The sequence below is a fragment of the Paucibacter sp. B2R-40 genome (assembly GCF_025717555.1).
Taxonomy (GTDB): Bacteria; Pseudomonadota; Gammaproteobacteria; order Burkholderiales; family Burkholderiaceae_C; genus Paucibacter_A.
The window spans coordinates 151043-169407 of the sequence record NZ_JAJIRP010000004.1 but is presented as its reverse complement, the minus strand read 5'-3'; the positions used below and the strand labels follow the sequence as shown (position 1 = coordinate 169407).

At 63.1% G+C, this 18365-nt stretch carries 16 protein-coding genes; 10 read left to right on the top strand and 6 right to left on the bottom strand.

What is annotated here, in order from left to right; translation table 11 throughout:
* Positions 1 to 19: 19 nt before the first annotated feature.
* From LNV09_RS09900 to argJ, 4 genes are read left to right on the top strand one after another with little or no spacing between them, the layout of a single operon-like run.
* Entirely contained in the window at positions 20 to 994 is a 975-nt protein-coding gene (locus LNV09_RS09900) for a magnesium and cobalt transport protein CorA (protein WP_263556931.1), read from the top strand.
* A complete protein-coding gene (locus LNV09_RS09895) occupies positions 991 to 3744 on the top strand; it encodes a DUF4118 domain-containing protein (protein WP_318023284.1) in 2754 nt (917 codons plus the stop codon). Before LNV09_RS09900 ends, LNV09_RS09895 begins: the two co-directional genes overlap by 4 nt.
* Positions 3737 to 4444 (top strand): two-component system response regulator KdpE, encoded by a 708-nt coding sequence (gene kdpE, locus LNV09_RS09890; RefSeq protein ID WP_263556929.1) that lies wholly within the window; start codon positions 3737 to 3739, stop codon positions 4442 to 4444. The genes LNV09_RS09895 and kdpE overlap by 8 nt, the downstream gene beginning before the upstream one ends.
* 51 nt (positions 4445 to 4495) lie before the next feature.
* Positions 4496 to 5728 carry a bifunctional glutamate N-acetyltransferase/amino-acid acetyltransferase ArgJ gene (gene argJ / locus LNV09_RS09885; RefSeq protein ID WP_263556928.1) on the top strand — a complete coding sequence of 411 codons (1233 nt, stop codon included), beginning with the start codon at positions 4496 to 4498 and terminating at the stop codon, positions 5726 to 5728.
* A gap of 5 nt (positions 5729 to 5733) precedes the next feature.
* Here the strand turns inward: argJ and LNV09_RS09880 are convergent, their stop codons facing one another.
* Complete coding sequence (locus tag LNV09_RS09880) at positions 5734 to 7365, bottom strand: hypothetical protein (RefSeq protein WP_263556927.1); 1632 nt, start codon at positions 7363 to 7365, stop codon at positions 5734 to 5736.
* Between the two features lie 263 nt (positions 7366 to 7628).
* On the opposite strand from LNV09_RS09880, the gene LNV09_RS09875 reads away from it, so the two are divergent.
* A complete protein-coding gene (locus tag LNV09_RS09875) occupies positions 7629 to 8072 on the top strand; it encodes a hypothetical protein (protein WP_263556926.1) in 444 nt (147 codons plus the stop codon).
* Positions 8073 to 8192: 120 nt separating this feature from the next.
* Positions 8193 to 8870 carry a histidine phosphatase family protein gene (locus LNV09_RS09870; protein WP_263556925.1) on the top strand — a complete coding sequence of 226 codons (678 nt, stop codon included), beginning with the start codon at positions 8193 to 8195 and terminating at the stop codon, positions 8868 to 8870.
* Between the two features lie 17 nt (positions 8871 to 8887).
* Here LNV09_RS09870 and LNV09_RS09865 read toward each other — a convergent pair whose 3' ends face one another.
* A complete protein-coding gene (locus LNV09_RS09865) occupies positions 8888 to 9901 on the bottom strand; it encodes a formylglycine-generating enzyme family protein (RefSeq protein WP_263556924.1) in 1014 nt (337 codons plus the stop codon).
* Between the two features lie 147 nt (positions 9902 to 10048).
* Between LNV09_RS09865 and LNV09_RS09860 the strand changes: the two genes are divergently transcribed.
* Both LNV09_RS09860 and LNV09_RS09855 read left to right on the top strand, forming a co-directional pair.
* A complete protein-coding gene (locus tag LNV09_RS09860; RefSeq protein ID WP_263556923.1) occupies positions 10049 to 10186 on the top strand; it encodes a hypothetical protein in 138 nt (45 codons plus the stop codon).
* Between the two features lie 143 nt (positions 10187 to 10329).
* Entirely contained in the window at positions 10330 to 10524 is a 195-nt protein-coding gene (locus tag LNV09_RS09855; protein ID WP_318023283.1) for a hypothetical protein, read from the top strand.
* Here the strand turns inward: LNV09_RS09855 and LNV09_RS09850 are convergent, their stop codons facing one another.
* The 4 genes from LNV09_RS09850 to LNV09_RS09835 form a co-directional block, all read right to left on the bottom strand.
* A complete protein-coding gene (locus LNV09_RS09850; protein WP_263556922.1) occupies positions 10525 to 12819 on the bottom strand; it encodes a TonB-dependent receptor plug domain-containing protein in 2295 nt (764 codons plus the stop codon).
* Positions 12820 to 12986: 167 nt separating this feature from the next.
* Positions 12987 to 13331, bottom strand: a complete 345-nt coding sequence (locus tag LNV09_RS09845) for a nuclear transport factor 2 family protein (RefSeq protein WP_263556921.1) — start codon at positions 13329 to 13331, stop codon at positions 12987 to 12989.
* Positions 13332 to 13405: 74 nt separating this feature from the next.
* Complete coding sequence (gene rsgA / locus LNV09_RS09840; protein WP_263556920.1) at positions 13406 to 14500, bottom strand: ribosome small subunit-dependent GTPase A; 1095 nt, start codon at positions 14498 to 14500, stop codon at positions 13406 to 13408.
* Positions 14501 to 15235: 735 nt separating this feature from the next.
* On the bottom strand, positions 15236 to 15589 hold the full coding sequence (locus LNV09_RS09835) for a hypothetical protein (RefSeq protein WP_263556919.1): 354 nt from the start codon (positions 15587 to 15589) through the stop codon (positions 15236 to 15238).
* A 192-nt stretch (positions 15590 to 15781) separates the two neighbouring features.
* Here LNV09_RS09835 and LNV09_RS09830 point away from each other — a divergent pair, with 192 nt between their 5' ends.
* Together LNV09_RS09830 and LNV09_RS09825 are read left to right on the top strand one after the other, a co-directional pair.
* Positions 15782 to 17416, top strand: a complete 1635-nt coding sequence (locus tag LNV09_RS09830; protein WP_263556918.1) for a gamma-glutamyltransferase family protein — start codon at positions 15782 to 15784, stop codon at positions 17414 to 17416.
* On the top strand, positions 17367 to 18269 hold the full coding sequence (locus tag LNV09_RS09825; RefSeq protein ID WP_263556917.1) for a GNAT family N-acetyltransferase: 903 nt from the start codon (positions 17367 to 17369) through the stop codon (positions 18267 to 18269). The genes LNV09_RS09830 and LNV09_RS09825 overlap by 50 nt, the downstream gene beginning before the upstream one ends.
* Positions 18270 to 18365: the final 96 nt, after the last annotated feature.

Here is an 18365-nt window from a genome sequence, read left to right as displayed (position 1 = left end):
TTCAGGGGACAATACCGCGATGCTGATCAATTGCGCTGCCTATCAACACGGCAAAAAGCTCGCCGATCTGGCGCCTGACCGTCCGCAGGACTTGTCCTCCTATCTGGAGCTGCCCGACTGCTTTGTCTGGGTCGCGCTGCGCGATGCCGATGCGGCCGAGCTGGATCCCTACCGGCGCTTGTTCAATCTGCATCAGTTGGCGGTCGAAGACGCCACCCATGGCCATCAACGCCCCAAGGTCGAGGAATATGGCGAGGACTTGTTCGCTGTCATGCACCTGGTCGATTGGGTCGGTGGCGATTTGAGTTTGGGCGAGGTGGCGGTGTTCGTCGGGCCCAACTATGTGCTGTCGGTGCGCAGCGGCAGCAAGCTGCATTTTCTGGGGGTGCGAGAGCGCTGCGAGCGCGAGCCCGAGCTGCTCGCGCATGGTCCCAGCTTTGTGCTGTATGCGCTGATGGACGCGGTGGTAGATCGTTACTTCCCTATCGTCGATTTGCTGGAATCAGAGCTGGAGGAGATCGAGCAGAGCATCTTTGTGCGCGGCGCCCAGCTTGACAATATCCAGCGCCTGTATGAGCTCAAGCGCCGCTTGATGCTGTTGCGGCGCGCGGTGGCGCCTATGCTGGAGATGCTCTCCAAGCTGCATGGCGGGCGCACACCGCCGATTTGCGCTCGTACGGGAGACTATTTTCGCGATGTGGCCGACCACTTGGCCCGCATCGAGAGCGCGATCGAATCGGTGCGCGACACCCTGGGCACGGCCATCCAAGCCAATCTGTCCATGGTGGCGATCGAGGACAGCAATGTCACCAAGCGGCTGGCCGCCTGGGCCGGGATATTTGCCGCCGCGACCGCGTTTGCCGGTATCTGGGGCATGAACTTCGAGCAGATGCCCGAATTGAAATGGGTCTGGGGTTATCCCGCCGCGCTGGGCACGATCGTCAGCGTCTGCGGATTATTGTGGTGGCGCTTTAAGAAAGCAGGTTGGCTGTGATCGAGAGCGAACGCCCCGATCCCGACGAGCTGCTGCAGCGCATGCGCGAGCAGGAGCAGAGCGACGCGCGCGGCAAATTGCGCATCTATTTCGGCTCTTCGGCCGGCGTCGGCAAGACCTACGCCATGCTGCAGGCCGCGCGCAAGCTGCAGGCCGACGGCGTCGATGTGCTGGCCGGCGTGGTCGTCACACATGGGCGCAGCGAAACGGCGGCAATGTTCGAGGGCCTGCCGCAGCTGGCGCTCAAGTCGGTCGAGTACCGTGGCAAATCTTTGCCCGAGTTTGACCTTGACGGTGCCTTGGAGCGGCACCCTGCGCTGGTGCTGGTGGATGAGTTGGCGCACTCGAATGCACCCGGCTCGCGCCACCCCAAGCGCTGGCAGGACGTGGAGGAGTTGCTGGCCAATGGCATCAATGTCTACTCGACGCTGAATGTCCAGCATCTGGAAAGCCTCAATGATGTGGTCGGGGGCATCACCGGCGTACGTGTGCAGGAGACCTTGCCCGATACGTTTTTTGACCGTGCCGACGAGGTCGTGATGGTGGACACGCCGGCCGACGAGTTGCTGGCAAGGCTGGGCGCCGGCAAGATCTATATGGGGCCACAGGCCGAGCGTGCCGCCAAGAACTTCTTCCGCAAGGGCAATTTGATGGCCTTGCGCGAGCTGGCGCTGCGCCGCACCGCCGACCGGGTGGAAGACGATGTGCAGACCTGGCGCAGCAATGAGCGCATCAGCCAGGTCTGGAAGACCGAGGCTGCCATCCTCTGCGCAATCGGCTCCACGCCTATGGCCGAAAGCGTGGTGCGCAGCGCCGCCCAGTTAGCCCAGCAGCTCAATGTGTCCTGGCATGCGGTCTATGTGGAGACACCGGCGCTGCAGCGCCTGCCCGATGCCCAGCGCGAGCGCATTCTGCGTGTGGTGCGCCTGGCCCATGAGTTAGGCGCCAATACCGCGGTGCTGGCTGCGCAAGAGCTGGCCCCGGCCTTGATTCAGCATGCGCGCGAGCACAATTTGGCCAAATTGATTTTGGGGCGCAGCGCTGCCTTGCCGGCTTGGCGGCGCTACCTCGGCACGCGTGAGCTGGCGCAACAGATCGCCGATGGCGCGCCCGAGCTGGATTTGATCTCGGTCGCGGCTTTGCCCGCGCCGCTGCTGCACCCGGGCAGCGAAGAAACGCAGGACGCGCAGCAGCGCGAGCTGCAATGGCAAGCGCTGTCGGGCCGCTACGGTTTGGCCGCAGCGGCTTGTGCCGCCACTGCTGTGCTGAGCTGGCCGCTGCAGCAGGCCTTCGCGCAGTCCAATATCGTCATGCTGTTTTTGCTGGCGGTGGTCGGCGTGGCGCTGCGCCTGGGCCGGGGGCCGGCAGTGCTGGCGAGTTTCTTGAGTGTGGGCCTGTTCGATTTTTTCTTCGTCGAGCCGAAACTGAGTTTTGCAGTCAGCGATGTGCAGTACCTGCTCACCTTTGCCGTGATGTTGGCCGTTGGTCTGATCACCGGTCAATTGACCGCCGGCCTGCGCTACCAGGCGCAGGTGGCGGCCGACCGAGAGGCACGGGCGCGGGCGCTGTTTGAGCTGACCAGCGATCTGGCCGGCGCCTTGCAGACCGAAGCAGTACTGCAGGTGGCCGAAGCCGCCTTGGCCGAAGAAGTGCGCGGTGAGGCCTTGCTCTTCACCTTGGATCTACAAGATCAGCTGCAGACTTCACCGCGCCAGAGCACGCTGCCGGTGCCCGATCAGCCTGACTTGGGCACCGCCCGTTGGGCGCTCGACCAGGCCCAGGCCGCTGGTCTGAGCACCGACACGCTGCCGGGCAGTGCTTGGTTCTACCTGCCGCTGGCCGCACCGATGCGCATCCGCGGCGTGCTGGCGCTGAAGCCCCAAAGCAGCCGCAGCGTGATGCTGCCCGAGCTGCGCGCGCAGCTGGAGACCTATGCCCGCATCATCGGTCAAGCCCTGGAACGTGTGCATTATGTGGAAGTGGCCCAAGATGCGCTGGTGCATATCGAGGGCGAACGACTGCGCAACTCCCTGCTGTCGGCCTTGTCGCATGATTTGCGCACGCCGCTGGCCGTGGTCTACGGCCTGGCCCAGACGCTCACCCGCATGACGGACCTGCCGGCGCCGGCGCGTGAGCTCAGCGAGAACCTGCAGGGCCAGGCTCAGCGCATCAGTGCCATGGTCAATAACTTGCTCGACATGGCGCGCTTGCAAAGTGGCGCGGTGCGATTGAATCTGCAATGGCAACCGATCGAGGAAGTCGTGGGCACGGCGTTGCAGGCGCTGCAGCCGGCATTGGCTGGTCATCCGTTGCAGCTGCAGTTCCCGCCCGGCCTGCCTTTGCTGCATCTGGACGCGGCGCTGATGGAGCGGGTGTTGTGCAATTTGCTCGAGAACGCGCTCAAGTACACGCCGCCCGGCAGCAGCCTTAGCCTGGCGGCCGAGCTGGGGCCGGCGTCGGATTTGTTGCTGCGTGTTTCGGACAATGGCCCTGGTCTGCCGCCCGGCCGCGAGGAAGCCCTATTTGCCAAGTTCAGCCGTGGCGAGCGCGAGGGCAGCACGCCGGGCGTCGGCCTGGGGCTGGCGATTTGCCGGGCGATCGTGCAGGCGCATGGCGGCAGCATCCGGGCCGAAAATTTGGCCACCGGCGGCGCCAGTTTCATTTTGAGTCTGCCGCTGGGCCAGCCGCCGGCCTTGCCCGCTGATGTCGAAGAAGGGCGTGAATTGAGCGAAAGAAACCCCCATGAGTGAACCCCACCCGGTCGCGCTGATCGTTGAAGACGAAGCCAGCATCCGGCGCTTTGTGCGCATGGCCTTGGAGGCCGAAGGCTGGCAGGTGCATGAAGCTGCGACGGTGCGCCAGGGCCTGGTCGAGGCCGGCACGCGCCGGCCCGATCTGGTCATCCTGGATCTGGGGCTGCCCGATGACGACGGGCTCAACTATCTGCGCGATCTGCGCGCCTGGTCCGGCGTGGCGGTGATCGTGCTGTCGGCGCGCACCAACGAGGCCGACAAAATTGCCGCGCTGGACGCTGGCGCCGATGACTATCTGTGCAAGCCCTTCGGCGTTGGCGAGTTGATGGCGCGCGTGCGGGTGGCACAGCGCCGTGCCCAAGCCACGGCCAAGTCGAGTGCCGACGAGCCGGCGCAGACGCAGTTCCGCTTTGGCGAGGTGGAGGTGGACTTGGCCCTGCGCCGTGTGCTGCGGGCGGGTGCACCGGTGCACCTGACGCCGCTGGAGTACCGGCTGCTGACGCATTTGATTGCTAACGCCGGCAAGGTACTGACGCATAGGCAGATGCTCAAGGCCGTCTGGGGCCCCAGCCATGTGGAAGACAACCACTATCTGCGCGTCTATATGGGCAATTTGCGCCAGAAGCTGGAGCTGCATCCGGCTGCCCCGCAGCATCTGCTGACCGAGACTGCGGTGGGCTACCGGCTGGTGAGCTGAGCTCCGAACCGTACAATCCCGGCACTCTTATTCGCCAGGTTTCAAGCTGCCATGCCCGTCAATCTCCAAGCCCCCGATCCTGCCTCCTTGCATGCCGTGCCCGGTGTCCGTTTGGGCGTCACGATGGCGGGCATCCGCAAGGCCGACCGGCGCGACCTCAGCGTGATCGAGCTGTGCGCGGGCGCCAGCGTTGCCGGTGTCTTCACCAGCAACCGCTTTTGCGCAGCACCCGTGCAGCTCTGTCGTCAGCATTTGGCTGCTGACGGCAATAGCGTCCGCGCGATCCTGGTCAACACCGGCAATGCCAATGCCGGCACGGGGGCCGACGGCTTGATGCGTGCGCAGCAGAGCTGCGAGGCGCTGGCAGCCTTGATGGGCGTGCGTCCAGAGCAGATCTTGCCCTTCTCGACCGGCGTGATCATGGAAACGCTGCCTGTCGATCGCATCATTGCCGGCTTGCCGGCAGCCCTTCAAGCCTTGAGCGTGGATGCCTGGGGTGAGGCGGCCTTGGGCATCATGACCACCGACACGGTCCCGAAGGCGGCGTCACGCCAGATTCAGATCCAGGGCCAAACGGTCACCCTCACCGGCATATCTAAGGGCGCCGGCATGATCCGCCCAAATATGGCGACCATGCTGGGCTATGTGGCGACCGACGCGAACATCAACCCCGCGCTGATGCAGGCGCTGGTGAGCGAGGCCGCAGACGCCTCATTCAACCGCATCACGATTGACGGCGACACCTCCACCAACGACTCCTTCGTGCTGATTGCCACCCATCAAGCCCAGCATGCGCGCATCGAGTCGCTGGACTCGGCCGAGGGCCAAGCCTTGCGCGCGGCGCTGGTGGACCTGTCGCAGCAGCTGGCGCAGGCCATCGTGCGCGACGGCGAGGGTGCAACCAAGTTCATCACCATCGTCATCGAGGGCGGGCGCGACGAAGCCGAGTGCAAATTGGCCGCCTATGCGATTGCGCATTCACCGCTGGTGAAGACCGCCTTTTTCGCCAGTGACCCGAATCTGGGCCGCATCCTGGCGGCGGTCGGCTATGCCGGCATCAATGATCTGGACCAGACCCTGATCGATATGAATCTGGACGAGGTGTTAGTGGTGCAAGCCGGCGGGCGCCACCCGGCCTATCGCGAGGAAGATGGCTCCCGCGTGATGAAGCAGGCCGAGATCACCGTGCGCGTCAGCCTGAACCGTGGCCCGGCCTCGGCCACCGTCTGGACCTGCGACCTGAGCCACGATTACGTCAGCATCAACGCCGATTACCGGTCCTAAGCTTCTTAAAAATCCACCGCCCGCGTGCGCATGCCGCGCGCGATCAAGGTGGCGTTGATCAGTTGCGCTTCCTCGCGGCTGGCGAAAGGCCAGACGGCGGGGCGCCAGCCTTCGGGGGTCTGGAACACCTGTGCTTGCAGCGCTGCGCTGCCCGCGCCGCCTTGAGCCGGCGCCAACATGCTGCGCATGCGTGCCAAAGTGGCCTCGGCGTCGGCCTTGTTGGCGCTGACCGGCCCGACCAAGGCAACGACGGGTTTGTTGGCCAGAGTCGCGGCCTTGGCAATGGCTTTGCCATTCGGTGGCGCAGCCGTTGCCGTGGCAGCCAAAGCCGAAGCCGAAGCAGCCGTGGGCGGCGCGCCGCCTGCGTCCTCCGAGGACAACTTGGGCTTGCTGGCATGGGCCAATGCTGATTTGGCCTTGGGCCGTGGTGGCGCCTCTTCGATCGGCTCAGGCTTGGCCTTCAGCTCAGCATCGGCCTTTTTGTCCTCGGGTTTTTTGTCATTTTTCTGCGCCTCTTCCGACTCGGCTTGGGCCTGCTTTGATGGGGCACCCAGTGGCGGCGCCGTACGACCCGGGATGGGCTTGATGAACATCGGCCGGATGTTCGGCTTCAGCATGGTCTTTTCTTCCTCCGGCGCGGGCTCTTCTTGGGGCGCTGCTGAAGCAGCAGCTGAGGGCGCGGGCATTGGGCTCGAGGCAGCAGCCGAGTTGGCATCGTTGAGTGCCGTGCTTGTGACCAAGTCGTTGGCGGAGGCCGCCGATGCCGCCGCCGCCGCCAAGGCTGGACTGGAGGCGGGAAGTTGAGCGAGTGGGGTGGATGCGGCGGAAGAGGCAGGGGCCGAAGCCGAAGCCGAAGCCGCCGAGGCCGCTGCTGCCACCTCCATGGCCGGTGTCGCTTTCTTGCCGCTAGGCAGCAGCAGCCCTGCGCCCGCGCCCAGCAAGGCCAGCAGCAGCAAGGCGACCAAGCCAAGCCGTCTCGGGCTCAAACAGCGCCGCCCGGTGATGGCCGGCTGGCGGCCACGGCCCAGCAAAATGCGGCTGCGCGAGCGGCCGGCGTCGATCGCCGCGCTCATCACATAGAGCTCGAAGGGCCAGGCGCCGCCGCCTTTGGGGCCGCTGTCCATCAGCGCCTCATCGATCGGAATAATGCGCTGCGGCCAGGTCGCATCGCCGGGTTGGCTGGTGTAGCCATGAGCTTGTGCGAACGCGGCGATGCGCTTGGGCGAGAGGTGGCTGACGAAACGCTCGCTGAAGACCGGCCAAGACTTGGCATCTGCATCGCTTGACTTGCGCCAAAAGGCCAGCCGCCTCAGACGCTCGCGCCAGTTCGACTTGGCTTGATGCGGTGGGGGCTCCTGGTCGGCGAGCGCATCGAGATGGGCGGCGTTGGGGTCGACAGCAATGGTGAGACCTTCTTCATCCCATGCCGCTGCCAGGCTCTCGGGCGAGATCTCATCGGTCAGGACCGGTTCGACCTTGCTGCGGCCACCGCTGCGGCGCGCAGCTGCATCGGCCTGCGCGTTACGCATGAACGGCAATGCCACAACGCCTATCGTGTGGACGTCGTAAATGGTGATCCGTTTTGCCAGTGGATGGCGGTTATGCCATGCCACCACCTGCTCGGCCAATCGATCCATGTGTTGGGGGTCTGGGCTAAAGAAACTGCGAGTCCATGAGTGCCTCGGATATACCCATCATTGAGCATATCTTTGCAAAGTGCCTGAACTCTAAGCCCTGTTGCAGGGCTGAGGTCTGAATTGATGGCTGGAAAAGAAGGGGTAAAACAAATGCCGGGTTGATGAGCCTCAGTTTTAGAGACGCTGGCCAGGAGGCGTCAACCTCTGTGGCTTGGGCGCTGTGCAAATGTGCTTGGCACGCCGCTTGCATGGTTTACTCAGCTATGACTGCAGTGCATGCCCACTTCCCCTCCAGCGATCCTCAGCTCGACGCTCCACGCGCGGCACTGGACGCCTTTGGCTATGCCTGCCTCACCGTCGCACAAGCCGACGGCCGCTGCCTTTGGCGCAGCCCGCTGGCGCGTCGTCTGATGGCAGAGTATTTCATTGGCGGGCATTTTGAGCGTGGCTTTTTACCACCGGAGTTGTTGCTGTGGCTGCACCGGGAGGCGCTGCGTCGCCGGGCCGGCGCGCCGGCCTTGGACTTGACGGTGCTGGCGCAAACGCCCAGCCCTTATAACCCCACCTTGTCTGCCGCGCATGTGCCCAGCCATGCGCGCACCAAACGCCTGAACAAGCGTTTGAGTTTCAGGCTGCATGAGGCCGATGCTGATGCGATGGGCGACGGGCAATGGTTGATTGTCATGAGTGACATTGGAAGCGGCTGAGGCGGAATCTAAAAGTGTGCCCCGCAATGGTGTGCAGCGCCGCATCTTGGTGCGCGTCTTGTCGATTGCGGTCGCTCTTGCGACAGCGTGTCGGCCGGCTTGCCTGCGATGATGCTGGGCATGGGAACTCTCTATCTCGTTCGTCACGGTCAGGCCTCTTTGGGGGCCAGCGATTACGATCAACTCAGCCCACTGGGCCAGCGCCAGTGCCAGTTGCTGGGCGAATACTGGCGCAGCCAAGGCATGCGCTTTGACGCGGTCTTGTGTGGCGGTTTGAAGCGTCATGCGCAGTCGCTGGCGGCCATTGGTGTGGGACTGCGGCAGGCGGTTGATCTGCCGACCACACAGATCCGCCCCGGCTTGAACGAATACGACAGCGAGGCCCTGATCCGCAGTGTGTTCAGTGGTGAGCTAGAGCGACCGAACAGCGCCGAGGCCGCGCGGCGGCATTTCCAATTGCTGCGCGAAGGTCTGCGCGCCTGGATGGCCGGCTACACCGAGCCCGCAGGCATGCCCAGTTACGCCGAGTTTTCGGCCGGCGTCGCCGCGACGCTGACCCATGTGCGCGAGCAAGCCGAGGGCCATGTTTTGCTGGTTTCCAGCGGCGGGCCCATATCCACCGCCTTGGGTCAGATCCTGCAAACCCCCAGCGAGGTCGTCATCGACTTGAATCTGCGCATCCGCAACAGCGCCGTGACCGAGTTCAGCTTCAATCCCAAGCGCTTCGCCTTGCTGACCTTCAATACCCTGCCGCATCTGAATTCAGCTGCAGCGGCCGAGCTGGTGAGCTCGGCCTGACATGACGCTGCGGCAACTCAAGGTTTTTCGTCGCCGCCGAGCTCGCGCACCAACCTGAAGCCCAGCAAGGTGTAGCGAGAGTCGGGTGCGTTGTAGTTGCGGAAGCTGACGCGGGCGTAAAACGGCCAGGTGTGCCAGGAGCCGCCGCGCCGCACCCGCACATCGCCCGTGGCCGGGCCTTGCGGGTCGACCTCTGGTGACTGGGCGTAGTAGTCGTCGCCATGCCAGTCCGACACCCATTCCCAGGCATTGCCGTGCATATCAAACAAGCCCCAGGCATTGGGCGCGAAGCTGCCGACTGGGGAAGTGAAGGCATAGCCGTCGGCGCCGCTCAAAGCCATGTCTTTCCAGCGCGGCCAGTTGACCACGCTATCAGCGTCAAACACATTGGCGACCTTGAGCAAGGAGGCCGGGTCGTCACCCGAGTGGTAGCGGGTGCGGGTGCCAGCGCGAGCCGCATACTCCCATTCGGCCTCAGTCGGCAGGCGGTAGCGCCGACCCTCAAGCTGGCTCAACCATGCGCAGAAGGCCTGCGCGTCGGCGTAGGTGATGTTGACGACCGGGTGTGCATCGGTCTGCGCGAAGCCGGGGTTGAGCCAAGAGTAGCGCGGATCACGACCCTCGAACGCGTCGCCGCGCTCGGTTTGGCTGGGGTCGTAGTCTTTGCGGTAGCCATAGGCGCCGCTGCCGTCGCGGATGGATTCGGGCACAAAGCCGGTGCTCTCGACGAAGCGTCGAAACTGGCCCACCGTCACCTCATGGGCGCCCAACCAAAAGTCGCGACTGATGCGCACATGATGGGCGGGTGCCTCATCCTGCAGTTTCTCGAAGCGCCTGCGCGGCAGTTGCGGAAAGTCCTTGGCCAGGCTGTCGGCCGACTCCTCGCTGCCCATGATGAAGTCACCCGCCGGGATCCGCACCAACTGCATGCCGATGCTGTTGACGGTCGGCGCGTGGCTCGATTCAGCGGCGGATGCCCCCATCTGTGCGAGCAGGTGGGTGGCTACAAAAATGATCAGTCTTGATTTCATCGCAGCATCCTAGCCGCTTGCAAAGTAGGTTTCAGGCGGGAGCGAAAGTGTCAGTCCAGGTGTACAGCGGTAACAGTCCGTTAGCGAGCGGCTGGAAGCCAGGTTTCGGCCCACACAATCGAATCTGTGTCCATGAAGGGAGTCGAAATGAAGAAGGCGAACCGCAATATGCCCTGGTCGATTTTGCTGGCCCTGAGTTTGGCGGCCCAAGCTTTTGCGCAGGGCTATATCGGCCTGCCGGAGGCTGGCGCGCTGTCGCAGTCAGCAGCCGGCCATACAGCCTGAGCCGGCCGGAGCCGGCCTGTATCGCCCTGAGCCGGCCTGTACCGGCCTGTACGGCCCAATCGCCCGTTGGTCGCAAAGCGCGCACCCAGCGGCAGCAGCTGTTTTTATGATGGGCAGGTCATACAAACCGACGCAACCCCATCATGAACTTCTTGCTCTGGCTGATCTTGCTGGTCCTGTGCTGGCCGTTGGCCTTGGCCGCGCTGCTGCTGTGGCCGCTGTTGTGGCTGCTCAGCCTGCCTTTCAGGCTGATCGGCATCAGCGTGGATGCCTTGTTTGACTTGCTGCGCGCGCTGCTGCAGCTGCCGGCCCGCTTGCTCGGCGGCAGCCGGCATTGATCAAATCTTGATTTCCAGCCGCAGCGCCCACTGTGTATAGCTGGCGCCGCTCGAGTGACTCGTCACTTGGTTGTCGGGCGTCAGTGTGACGTTGCCATTGCTGTAGTCCAGCGGCGCCAAATTGCTGGCCGACAGCCGCAAGGAAGCTTGCGAATTGACCGTCCAGAGCGCAAACGCATCGGCCACTAATTTGCGGCTGGTGCTGGCCTCGGTGATCAGCGTTTGCTGCACGGTGTTGGCCGGCGTCCAATTGACGCTGGCGCCCAGGCTCAGCGGCAGGCTGCGCAGTCGGTAGTCGGCGCCTAGGTTGGCGGTGGCGCTGGGTTGCTGATCGAGCTTGTTATTCGGGCCGGGGATGCCTTCCACCGAGGAGCGGAACAGGCTCAGGTTGCTGCGCACTTGCACGGGCCAAGCTTGGCTGAAGAATTCGTCGAGGCGGAATTTGGCTTCGAGTTCCAGTCCGTAAGTGGTGGCTTTGCCGATGTTCATGGGTTGTGACACCCAGCGCGGCACGTCCGCCCAGCTGACCGTTTGGAGCGAAGTGACGTTGCGCATCAAATCGCTGATGCGGCGCACGAAGGCGCTGGCGCTGAGGATGCCGCCCTTGCTCAGATAGTTTTCATAGGCCAAGTCAATGCCGGTGGCCAATTCGGGCCTCAGGTTCGGGTTGCCCGAGCGGTCGGCATGGTCAACCGTATTGGGGCCACAAGGCTGGTTGGCCGGGCAGGGGTATTGGGAGTTGATGGACGGCTGGGCGATCAGGTCCTGCAAAGTGGGGCTGCGATAGCTGCGCGTCAGGCTGGCGCGCAATTGGTCACGGCTCTTTTCATCTAGCTTCCAAACCCCGTGCAGCAGCGGTGTCCAGACGCTGGAGCGATTGCTGACCGCATAGGTGCTGGCGGCGCTCTTGGTGGCAATCGTCTCGCCACGCAGGCCGGCGTAGAAGGACAGTTGCTTGCCCACGCTCCATTCGTCCTGCGCGTAAGCCGCGATGCGTTGGCTGCTGGCCGACAACTCATCGCCGAATTCCAGCTGGCTGCGGCAGCTCAGGCCGTCTTGCACGCAGGTCTTGGTTTGCTCGCGCTGCGTGCCTTCGCCCTCCAGGCCACCGACCAGGCTGTGCTCGTTTTCCAGCTGATGCGAGTACTTGCCGTTGAGGCTCCAGCTGCGGTCACGTCCGTCGCTGTGATCGACTTGTTCACGCACCAGCTGATGGCCAGCGCCCAGATATTGCCGCAGCGTGCTGCTGCCATTGGCCTGTGCCTGCCCCAAGCCGGCACGCAGATCGATCTTGCTGGTTTCGTCCAGCTGCTTTTGCCATTGCGTGTTCAAGCGCAGCATGTCGTTGCGGCTGTCGCCATGGCTTTGCGAGCTGTCGTAGAAGTAGCTGCCGTCACTGGGCAAGGGCTGGTGCGTGAGTCTGGAATTGTTGTCGCTGCGATTGCGCGAGGCGATCGCAAAAGGCTGCAGATTGAAAGTTTCGCCCTCGCCCAAACGCCATTGCAACCTCGCGCTCAGGTTCAAGGCCTGGCGCTGACCCCTGGTTTGCGCCTGTGTTTGCAAACTGCTGACTTCTTGGCTGTGCAGGTCACGTGTCAGGTTGACGGTGTTCAGATCATCCAGCGTGTCGGCCTGCTGCAAATTGACACTCAGGTTGTAGGCGCCGCCATGCTCGTCCAGCTTGTCGCTGCGCGTCCAGCCGGCGTTAGGGCGCATTTGCCCGCGCTCCGTGGCCAGACCCAGGCGCAGGTCATTGAGGCGTTTGGCCAAGGCTTCGCGCAGCACCACATTGATGGTGCCGGCCACCGCACGCGCGCCATACTCGGCCATCGGTGCCCGCATCACCTCGATGCGCTCGACCTGTTCCGGCGGCAGCTGATCAAGCGAAAAGCCCGGCGACATGCGCTCGCCATTGACGAGAATCTGTGTGTAGCCATTGCCCATGCCGCGCATGCGGACATCGCCGCCGCGCCCGGGGCGGCCGCCGGTCGTCACGCCGGGCAGGCGCTTGAGCACCTCGCCGACGGTGGCGTCGCCGAAGCGCTCGATTTCGTCGCGGCCGATGATGATCTTGGACGCACTCGAGGCGCGTCTGGCGGCATCGTCGCTGGCGTTACCGCTGACTTCAACGCGCTCCAGGTGCGTCGCTTTCGGGTCGGCCTTGGTCGTTGTTGATGGCTTGGCTGCGCTGGCCGCCGCCGGCTCGACGCTGGCTTCGGGTTTGGTTTGCGCTTGTGCGGCATTCGTCAGCAGCAAGAACGCCAACGGAGCGGAGAAAATCTTTGAGGAATACATCTGGAGTAAAAGGCGAATTCGGGTCGACAGGAGGGGCAGAGCCTGCGGCGGCGAAAACTCAAAATACCCTGAGGCCGCTAGCATCTCATACCGGCACAACTTTCCGAATTAGAAGGGCTCGGGTTTTAACTTCTTTACCCAGGCGTGCGAACTTCGCCCTCTGTCTCTCAGTCGGCGCCGAAAAAATACACCTCGGCAATCAGCCCATCGCGGCAGCGGTAGACCACGGCAACTTGCTGGGGCGAGTCGCCGCGCCCATGCACCAACTCATGGTCGATGACGGTATTGCCCATCACGATGCGTTGGGCGACTTCGGCCTGCACCTGCGGCTGCGCAAACGGCCCCTTTCGGTAGCTGTCGCGAAAGGCCTCGCGCCCGACCAGACTCGGCGCGTCTGCCGGCATGCGCCAAACCTTCACGTCCTCGCTATAGCAGGCGACAAAGGCTTCGAGGTCCTTGGCGTTATAGGCTAGCAGCTGAGCCTGGGCCAGTTCGGTCGGTGTGTGGCTCATGCGGATCTTCGAGTCTGTGTTGTGGGCGTCAATTCCGGGGCGGGCGCAGTGTCGCATGCGCCCGCCATGCTTGATCAGGTGCTGCGTTTGGCACGCACCGCAGCGTTGCCAATGCGGCCCCAGATTTTGCGAACTGCCAGTTGCTCGCGCCTGTCTTGGTGGCTCATCTGATCGCGCGCCGCCTCCCGTTGCAGCTTTTGAAAGCTCTTCAATCGGGCCGGGCTGAGCACTCCCTGCACCGCACAGCCGGGCTCGCCCTGATGCGCGCAGTTGCGGAACTTGCAGGCGGTAGCCAACTCGCTGACATCATCGAAGGCCAGCTTCAAGCTGGCTACATCAGCGTCCAATTGCAAGCTACGCAGGCCCGGCGTGTCGATGATGCAGGCGCCGCCCAGGCAGCGCTTTAGGCTTCGCCCGGTCGTGGTGTGGCGGCCTCGGCTGTCGTCCTCGCGCACGCTGCCGACGGCCTGCAGGGGCGCTTGGCACAAGGTATTGCTCAGGGTCGACTTGCCCGCACCGCTGGAGCCCAAGAGCACCAGGGTTTGGCCCAGGCCCAACCAGGGCGAGAGCTGGGCCCTGGCGCTGTCGGCGTTGCCGTCGACGGCCAGGATGTCCAGCACGCTGCTGCAGCTGCGGCCCAGATGCGCCCGAACCGCAGCGATCTTGGCCTGCGCGTCTGCGCACAAATCGGCCTTGCTCAGGACGATCAAGGCCGGCACGCCGGCGGCATGCGTGAGCACCAAATAGCGATCCAGGCGGGCGAGTTTGAAATCATGGTCGAGTCCCATGACCAGCACCGCCAGGTCGACATTGCTGACCAAAACCTGGCGCCGGCCTTCGGGGTCGCGCCTTGTCAAGGTGTTCAGCGGCGCGGCGCGGGCGTGAATCCAAGCTTCGCCGAAGCTGTTGCGCCGCGTCAGCACCCAGTCGCCGACGCACAAATTCTCTGAGCTGGCATGCAGCGTTTGAGTCAGCGCGGGCAGCGCGCGAGCCTGGACGGCTGGGCCGTCGCTCGACTGCAGCCCGAAGCTGTCGCGATGGACTTCGGTCAGGCGCCAGAGTTGGGCGCCGTCGCGCCAGTCCAGCGCTTCAAGTGCGGGTCCTAAGGTGGAAATGTTGAGTCCGAGTGAGCGCAGTGTGTTGAATGATTGAGCTGCTAAATTGAGCATGAAGATTTTGAAGACGAACGTATCCGGCCTGTCTGCTCGCAAAATTGGATCAGACAGGTAAAGTCCGCTGACCACAGGTCAAACGGGGCTGGGGATGCGATGCGTCGGCCGCTTGCGAACTGGGCAGTTCCGGCTCTGGCTCTGACCAGGAGGGTCAAGGCTTGCTGAAGTGGCGCGGCTAAAGCCTGCGCCTGCAGCTCAATCCTTCAAGCAGAGGCGAGGGCCTGCTGCAGGAGCGCGACGGCCGACGACGAGAGGGCAATATCAAATGTAGCCATGCTGTGCTCCTTATGAAGTTGAGGAATGAAGCGGGCGAGTTTGCCTGCGCGATGAGGCGCCGGTCAAGTGCCCAAAGCAAGAGCGTCGGTACGAGACAACAGCGACGGAGCGGTCTTTGTCGCCACAAAAGCAAAGGGCCACGACCTTGCGGTTTGTGGCCCTTCTGACTTCCGGACACCATCAGCAAAGACGGCGACGGTTTTCTTGGCACTGGTGACGGGTTCCAGAACTCTGCCCAATCTGCAGCCGGTTGTTGTTGCCTTGAATGAACGCTATTGTGCAGATCATTTGTGACAGCGCTTTGACGAAAAGCAAAGAAAAAGCAGCTCAAATTCGAAATTGCAAAAATCGACACTAACGGTGCATCAAGACGCCAGAAATGCCCCTCACCAGCAGCGCTGGTGAGGCTTAGTCAAGGCTGGCGCCAGAGGACTGCCAGCATTCCTTGCAACCGAATCAGGACTTGACTGGTGCCGCCTCGGTCGTCTTGCTGTCGGCCTTGTGTTTGTGGCCATGTTTTGTTGCGTGCTTGGCTTGGTGCTTGTCTGTCTGGGCATGCTCAGTCACAGCGGGTCCAGCTGCCGGTGTGGCAGAAGCCACCTTTGCCGTTGTTGCTACCGTTGCTGTTGATGCTACCGTTGCTGTTGATGCTTCCGTTGTTGGTGTGGCTGTTCCTGCTGCTGGCGTTGCCGTGGTGGTGGCCTTGGGTGCGGCCGTTGGCGCTGCGCTGACAGGCGTTTGAGCCATTGCAGCGCTAACTGTGAAAGCCAGCAGAGCGGGGACCATGGCGTTCTTCATTGCGGTCTTCATCAGGATTACTCCAAGGTTGCGAAAGGTAGTGGTTCAACGAGAGCGCGAATGCAAGGGTTGACCCTGTTGCCGAGGCGTTGCAAAGCGTTACAAACGGGGCCTTCCTTGTGCGCTAGTCGGCCATAGCGCTGCAGCATCAAATGCCAGCCCATTCAGAATCCAAGTTCGGGCCAACCCGCCGGAGAGCCAAACATGACGCATGCCTTTGAATGGAATAGAAGTTACGCCAGCGTGCGCAGCCCCTTGTTCGCGCGCAATATCGTTTCGACCTCACATCCCTTGGCCGCGCAAGCGGGTCTGCGCATGCTGGCGCAGGGCGGCAATGCGGTTGACGCGGCAATCGCCACCGCCGCATGCATGACGCTGGTCGAACCCTGCAGCAATGGCCTGGGCTCGGACGCCTTTTGCATTCTGTGGGACGGCACGCAGTTGCACGGCCTGAACGCATCCGGCACCGCGCCCGCGGCCTGGACGCCCGAGCATTTCTTCAAGACCTATGGGTCGGATGCCAAGACACCCCCTAAGCGCGGCTGGGGCGGTGTAACGGTGCCGGGTGCGGTGGCCGGTTGGGTGGCCTTGAGCGAGCGATTCGGCAAGCTGCCCTTTGCTGACTTGATGGCACCGGCGATTGAGATTGCCGAGCGCGGCTATGCGGTGCCAGTGATCGTGCAGAGCAAATGGGCGATGGCGGCTGCGCTTTCAGAATTGACCACGCAGCCAGGTTTCGCTCAGGCCTTCATGCCGCGCGGCCGGGCGCCCGAGGTCGGCGAGTTGTTCAAGTTCCCGGACGCTGCGCGCACGCTGCGCTTGATCGCCCAGACCAAGGGCGAAGCTTTCTATCGCGGCGAGGTGGCCGAGGCGGTGCAGAAGTTCGCCCGCGAGACCGGCGGCGCCATGACGGCCGCTGACTTTGCCGACTACCGGCCCGAGTGGGTCAAGCCGATTTCACAAAGCTATGGTGGCCATGACTTGCACGAGATTCCGCCCAATGGACAAGGCATTGCGGCCTTGATCGCGCTGGGCATTCTCAAGCATCTCGATTTGCCCTCGCAGGCGATTGACGGCATAGACGGCATCCGGGCGCAGCATTTGCAGATCGAGGCGATGAAGCTGGCATTCGCTGACGTATATCGTTATGTCAGCGACCCGCGCTCTATGGAAGTGACGGCCGCCGAGATGCTGGACCCAAGCTATCTGGCACAGCGCGCCAAGCTGGTGGACATGAGTCGGGCACAGGATTTCAAATGTGGCAACCCGGTCAAGGGCGGCACCATCTACCTTAGCACGGCGGATGAGAGCGGCATGATGGTCAGCTTCATCCAGAGCAACTACATGGGCTTTGGCTCGGGGCTGGTGGTCCCCGGTTATGGCGTCTCGCTGCAAAACCGCGGCCACTGCTTCACGCTCGAAGCCGGTCATCCAAATGTCGTTGCGCCGGGCAAGCGACCCTTCCACACCATCATCCCCGCGTTTTTGACTCGTGACGGTCAGCCGGTGATGAGCTACGGTGTGATGGGCGGCAATATGCAGCCACAAGGCCATATGCAGACCTTGGTGCGCATGCTGGACTTTGGTCAGAACCCGCAAGCCGCCTGCGACGCACCGCGCTGGCGCTTCAATGAGGGGCTGTCGCTCAATGTCGAGCCGCATATGCCGGCGGCCACCATTGACGGCCTGCGTGCGCTGGGGCATCAGATTGGCGATATCCACGACAGCTATCAAGACTTTGGCGCCGGGCAGTTCATCTGGCGCTTGGGAGACCCCGGCATAGAGGGCTATGTGGCGGCCAGCGATCCGCGCCGTGACGGTGCCGCTGTGGGCTACTAGGCACGTGGGGCTGATCGAGCAGCTCTCGCTGAGCTGGCAAACCGATCTGATCTTTGCTCGTTTTGACGGCCAAGTGCTGGAGCGCGATGACTGCGTGGTTGTGCGCACGCCCGGTAATCCGCGCTTTTATTGGGGCAATTGCCTGATCTTGCCGCAGCCGCCTAGCGACGCGGCCTTGGCCCATTGGCTGCATCGGTTCGATGAAGAAGTGGGGCGCTTTACTGCCGAGTCCGGCCATGTGGCGATCGGCTATGACGCCAGCGGGCCGCATCAGCCGCTCTTGGCTTGGGCGGCTGCAGGCTTCGAGATCCATGTCACCGAGTGCTTGGTCTTGAACTCGGCGCAGCAGCCTACCGAGCGCAAGCACCTGCCCGCCGAGTTCGACTTTCGCCCCTTGGATTTGACGCAAGCGGGGGACTTTGCTGCCGTCTTGAATCTGCAATGTGACAGTGTTGGCGCGGAACAGGGCTTTGAGCCCAACAGCTACCGCATCTTTCGTGAGCAACAAATGTTGCGCTACCGGGCCATGCAAATCGCCGGCCTGGGGCATTGGTTTGGTATCTGGTGCGGCGCGCAATTGCTGGCCGATTGTGGGCTGTTTCGGCAGCGTGATTTAGGCCGCTTTCAGTATGTGGGCACCCACCCGGCATGGCGCCGTCGCGGCTTGTGCACGGCCTTGATAGCCGGCGTGTTGAGCTATGGTTTTGAGCGAATGGGTTTGGCCAAATTGGTGATGTGCGCCGACCCGCATGAGGCGGCCATAGCGATTTATCGCTCCTGCGGTTTTGCATCGGTGTCGCGGTGTTTTGCAGCGCAGCGCCGCCCGGCCAGAGATGTGCGAGCTTCGGTTTGAATGGGCCGACCATGGTTTTTTTCACTTGTATCGGCCGCGCGCGGGCTGCTACGATGGCAGCTCGATTTGAGTCAAATCAAATCTTGAAACGAACTT

What these genes read in the sequence shown, in the direction of transcription:
- LNV09_RS09855 (WP_318023283.1), top strand. Translation starts at nt 10,330, where the DNA reads ATGAACTTCTTGCTCTGGCTGATCTTGCTGGTCCTGTGCTGGCCGTTG.
- argJ (WP_263556928.1), top strand. Translation starts at nt 4,496, where the DNA reads ATGCCCGTCAATCTCCAAGCCCCCGATCCTGCCTCCTTGCATGCCGTG.
- LNV09_RS09850 (WP_263556922.1), bottom strand. Translation starts at nt 12,819, where the DNA reads ATGTATTCCTCAAAGATTTTCTCCGCTCCGTTGGCGTTCTTGCTGCTG.
- LNV09_RS09830 (WP_263556918.1), top strand. Translation starts at nt 15,782, where the DNA reads ATGACGCATGCCTTTGAATGGAATAGAAGTTACGCCAGCGTGCGCAGC.
- LNV09_RS09900 (WP_263556931.1), top strand. Translation starts at nt 20, where the DNA reads ATGCTGATCAATTGCGCTGCCTATCAACACGGCAAAAAGCTCGCCGAT.
- LNV09_RS09870 (WP_263556925.1), top strand. Translation starts at nt 8,193, where the DNA reads ATGGGAACTCTCTATCTCGTTCGTCACGGTCAGGCCTCTTTGGGGGCC.
- kdpE (WP_263556929.1), top strand. Translation starts at nt 3,737, where the DNA reads ATGAGTGAACCCCACCCGGTCGCGCTGATCGTTGAAGACGAAGCCAGC.
- rsgA (WP_263556920.1), bottom strand. Translation starts at nt 14,500, where the DNA reads ATGCTCAATTTAGCAGCTCAATCATTCAACACACTGCGCTCACTCGGA.
- LNV09_RS09865 (WP_263556924.1), bottom strand. Translation starts at nt 9,901, where the DNA reads ATGAAATCAAGACTGATCATTTTTGTAGCCACCCACCTGCTCGCACAG.
- LNV09_RS09845 (WP_263556921.1), bottom strand. Translation starts at nt 13,331, where the DNA reads ATGAGCCACACACCGACCGAACTGGCCCAGGCTCAGCTGCTAGCCTAT.
- LNV09_RS09835 (WP_263556919.1), bottom strand. Translation starts at nt 15,589, where the DNA reads ATGAAGACCGCAATGAAGAACGCCATGGTCCCCGCTCTGCTGGCTTTC.
- LNV09_RS09875 (WP_263556926.1), top strand. Translation starts at nt 7,629, where the DNA reads ATGACTGCAGTGCATGCCCACTTCCCCTCCAGCGATCCTCAGCTCGAC.
- LNV09_RS09860 (WP_263556923.1), top strand. Translation starts at nt 10,049, where the DNA reads ATGAAGAAGGCGAACCGCAATATGCCCTGGTCGATTTTGCTGGCCCTG.
- LNV09_RS09880 (WP_263556927.1), bottom strand. Translation starts at nt 7,365, where the DNA reads ATGGATCGATTGGCCGAGCAGGTGGTGGCATGGCATAACCGCCATCCA.
- LNV09_RS09825 (WP_263556917.1), top strand. Translation starts at nt 17,367, where the DNA reads ATGTGGCGGCCAGCGATCCGCGCCGTGACGGTGCCGCTGTGGGCTACT.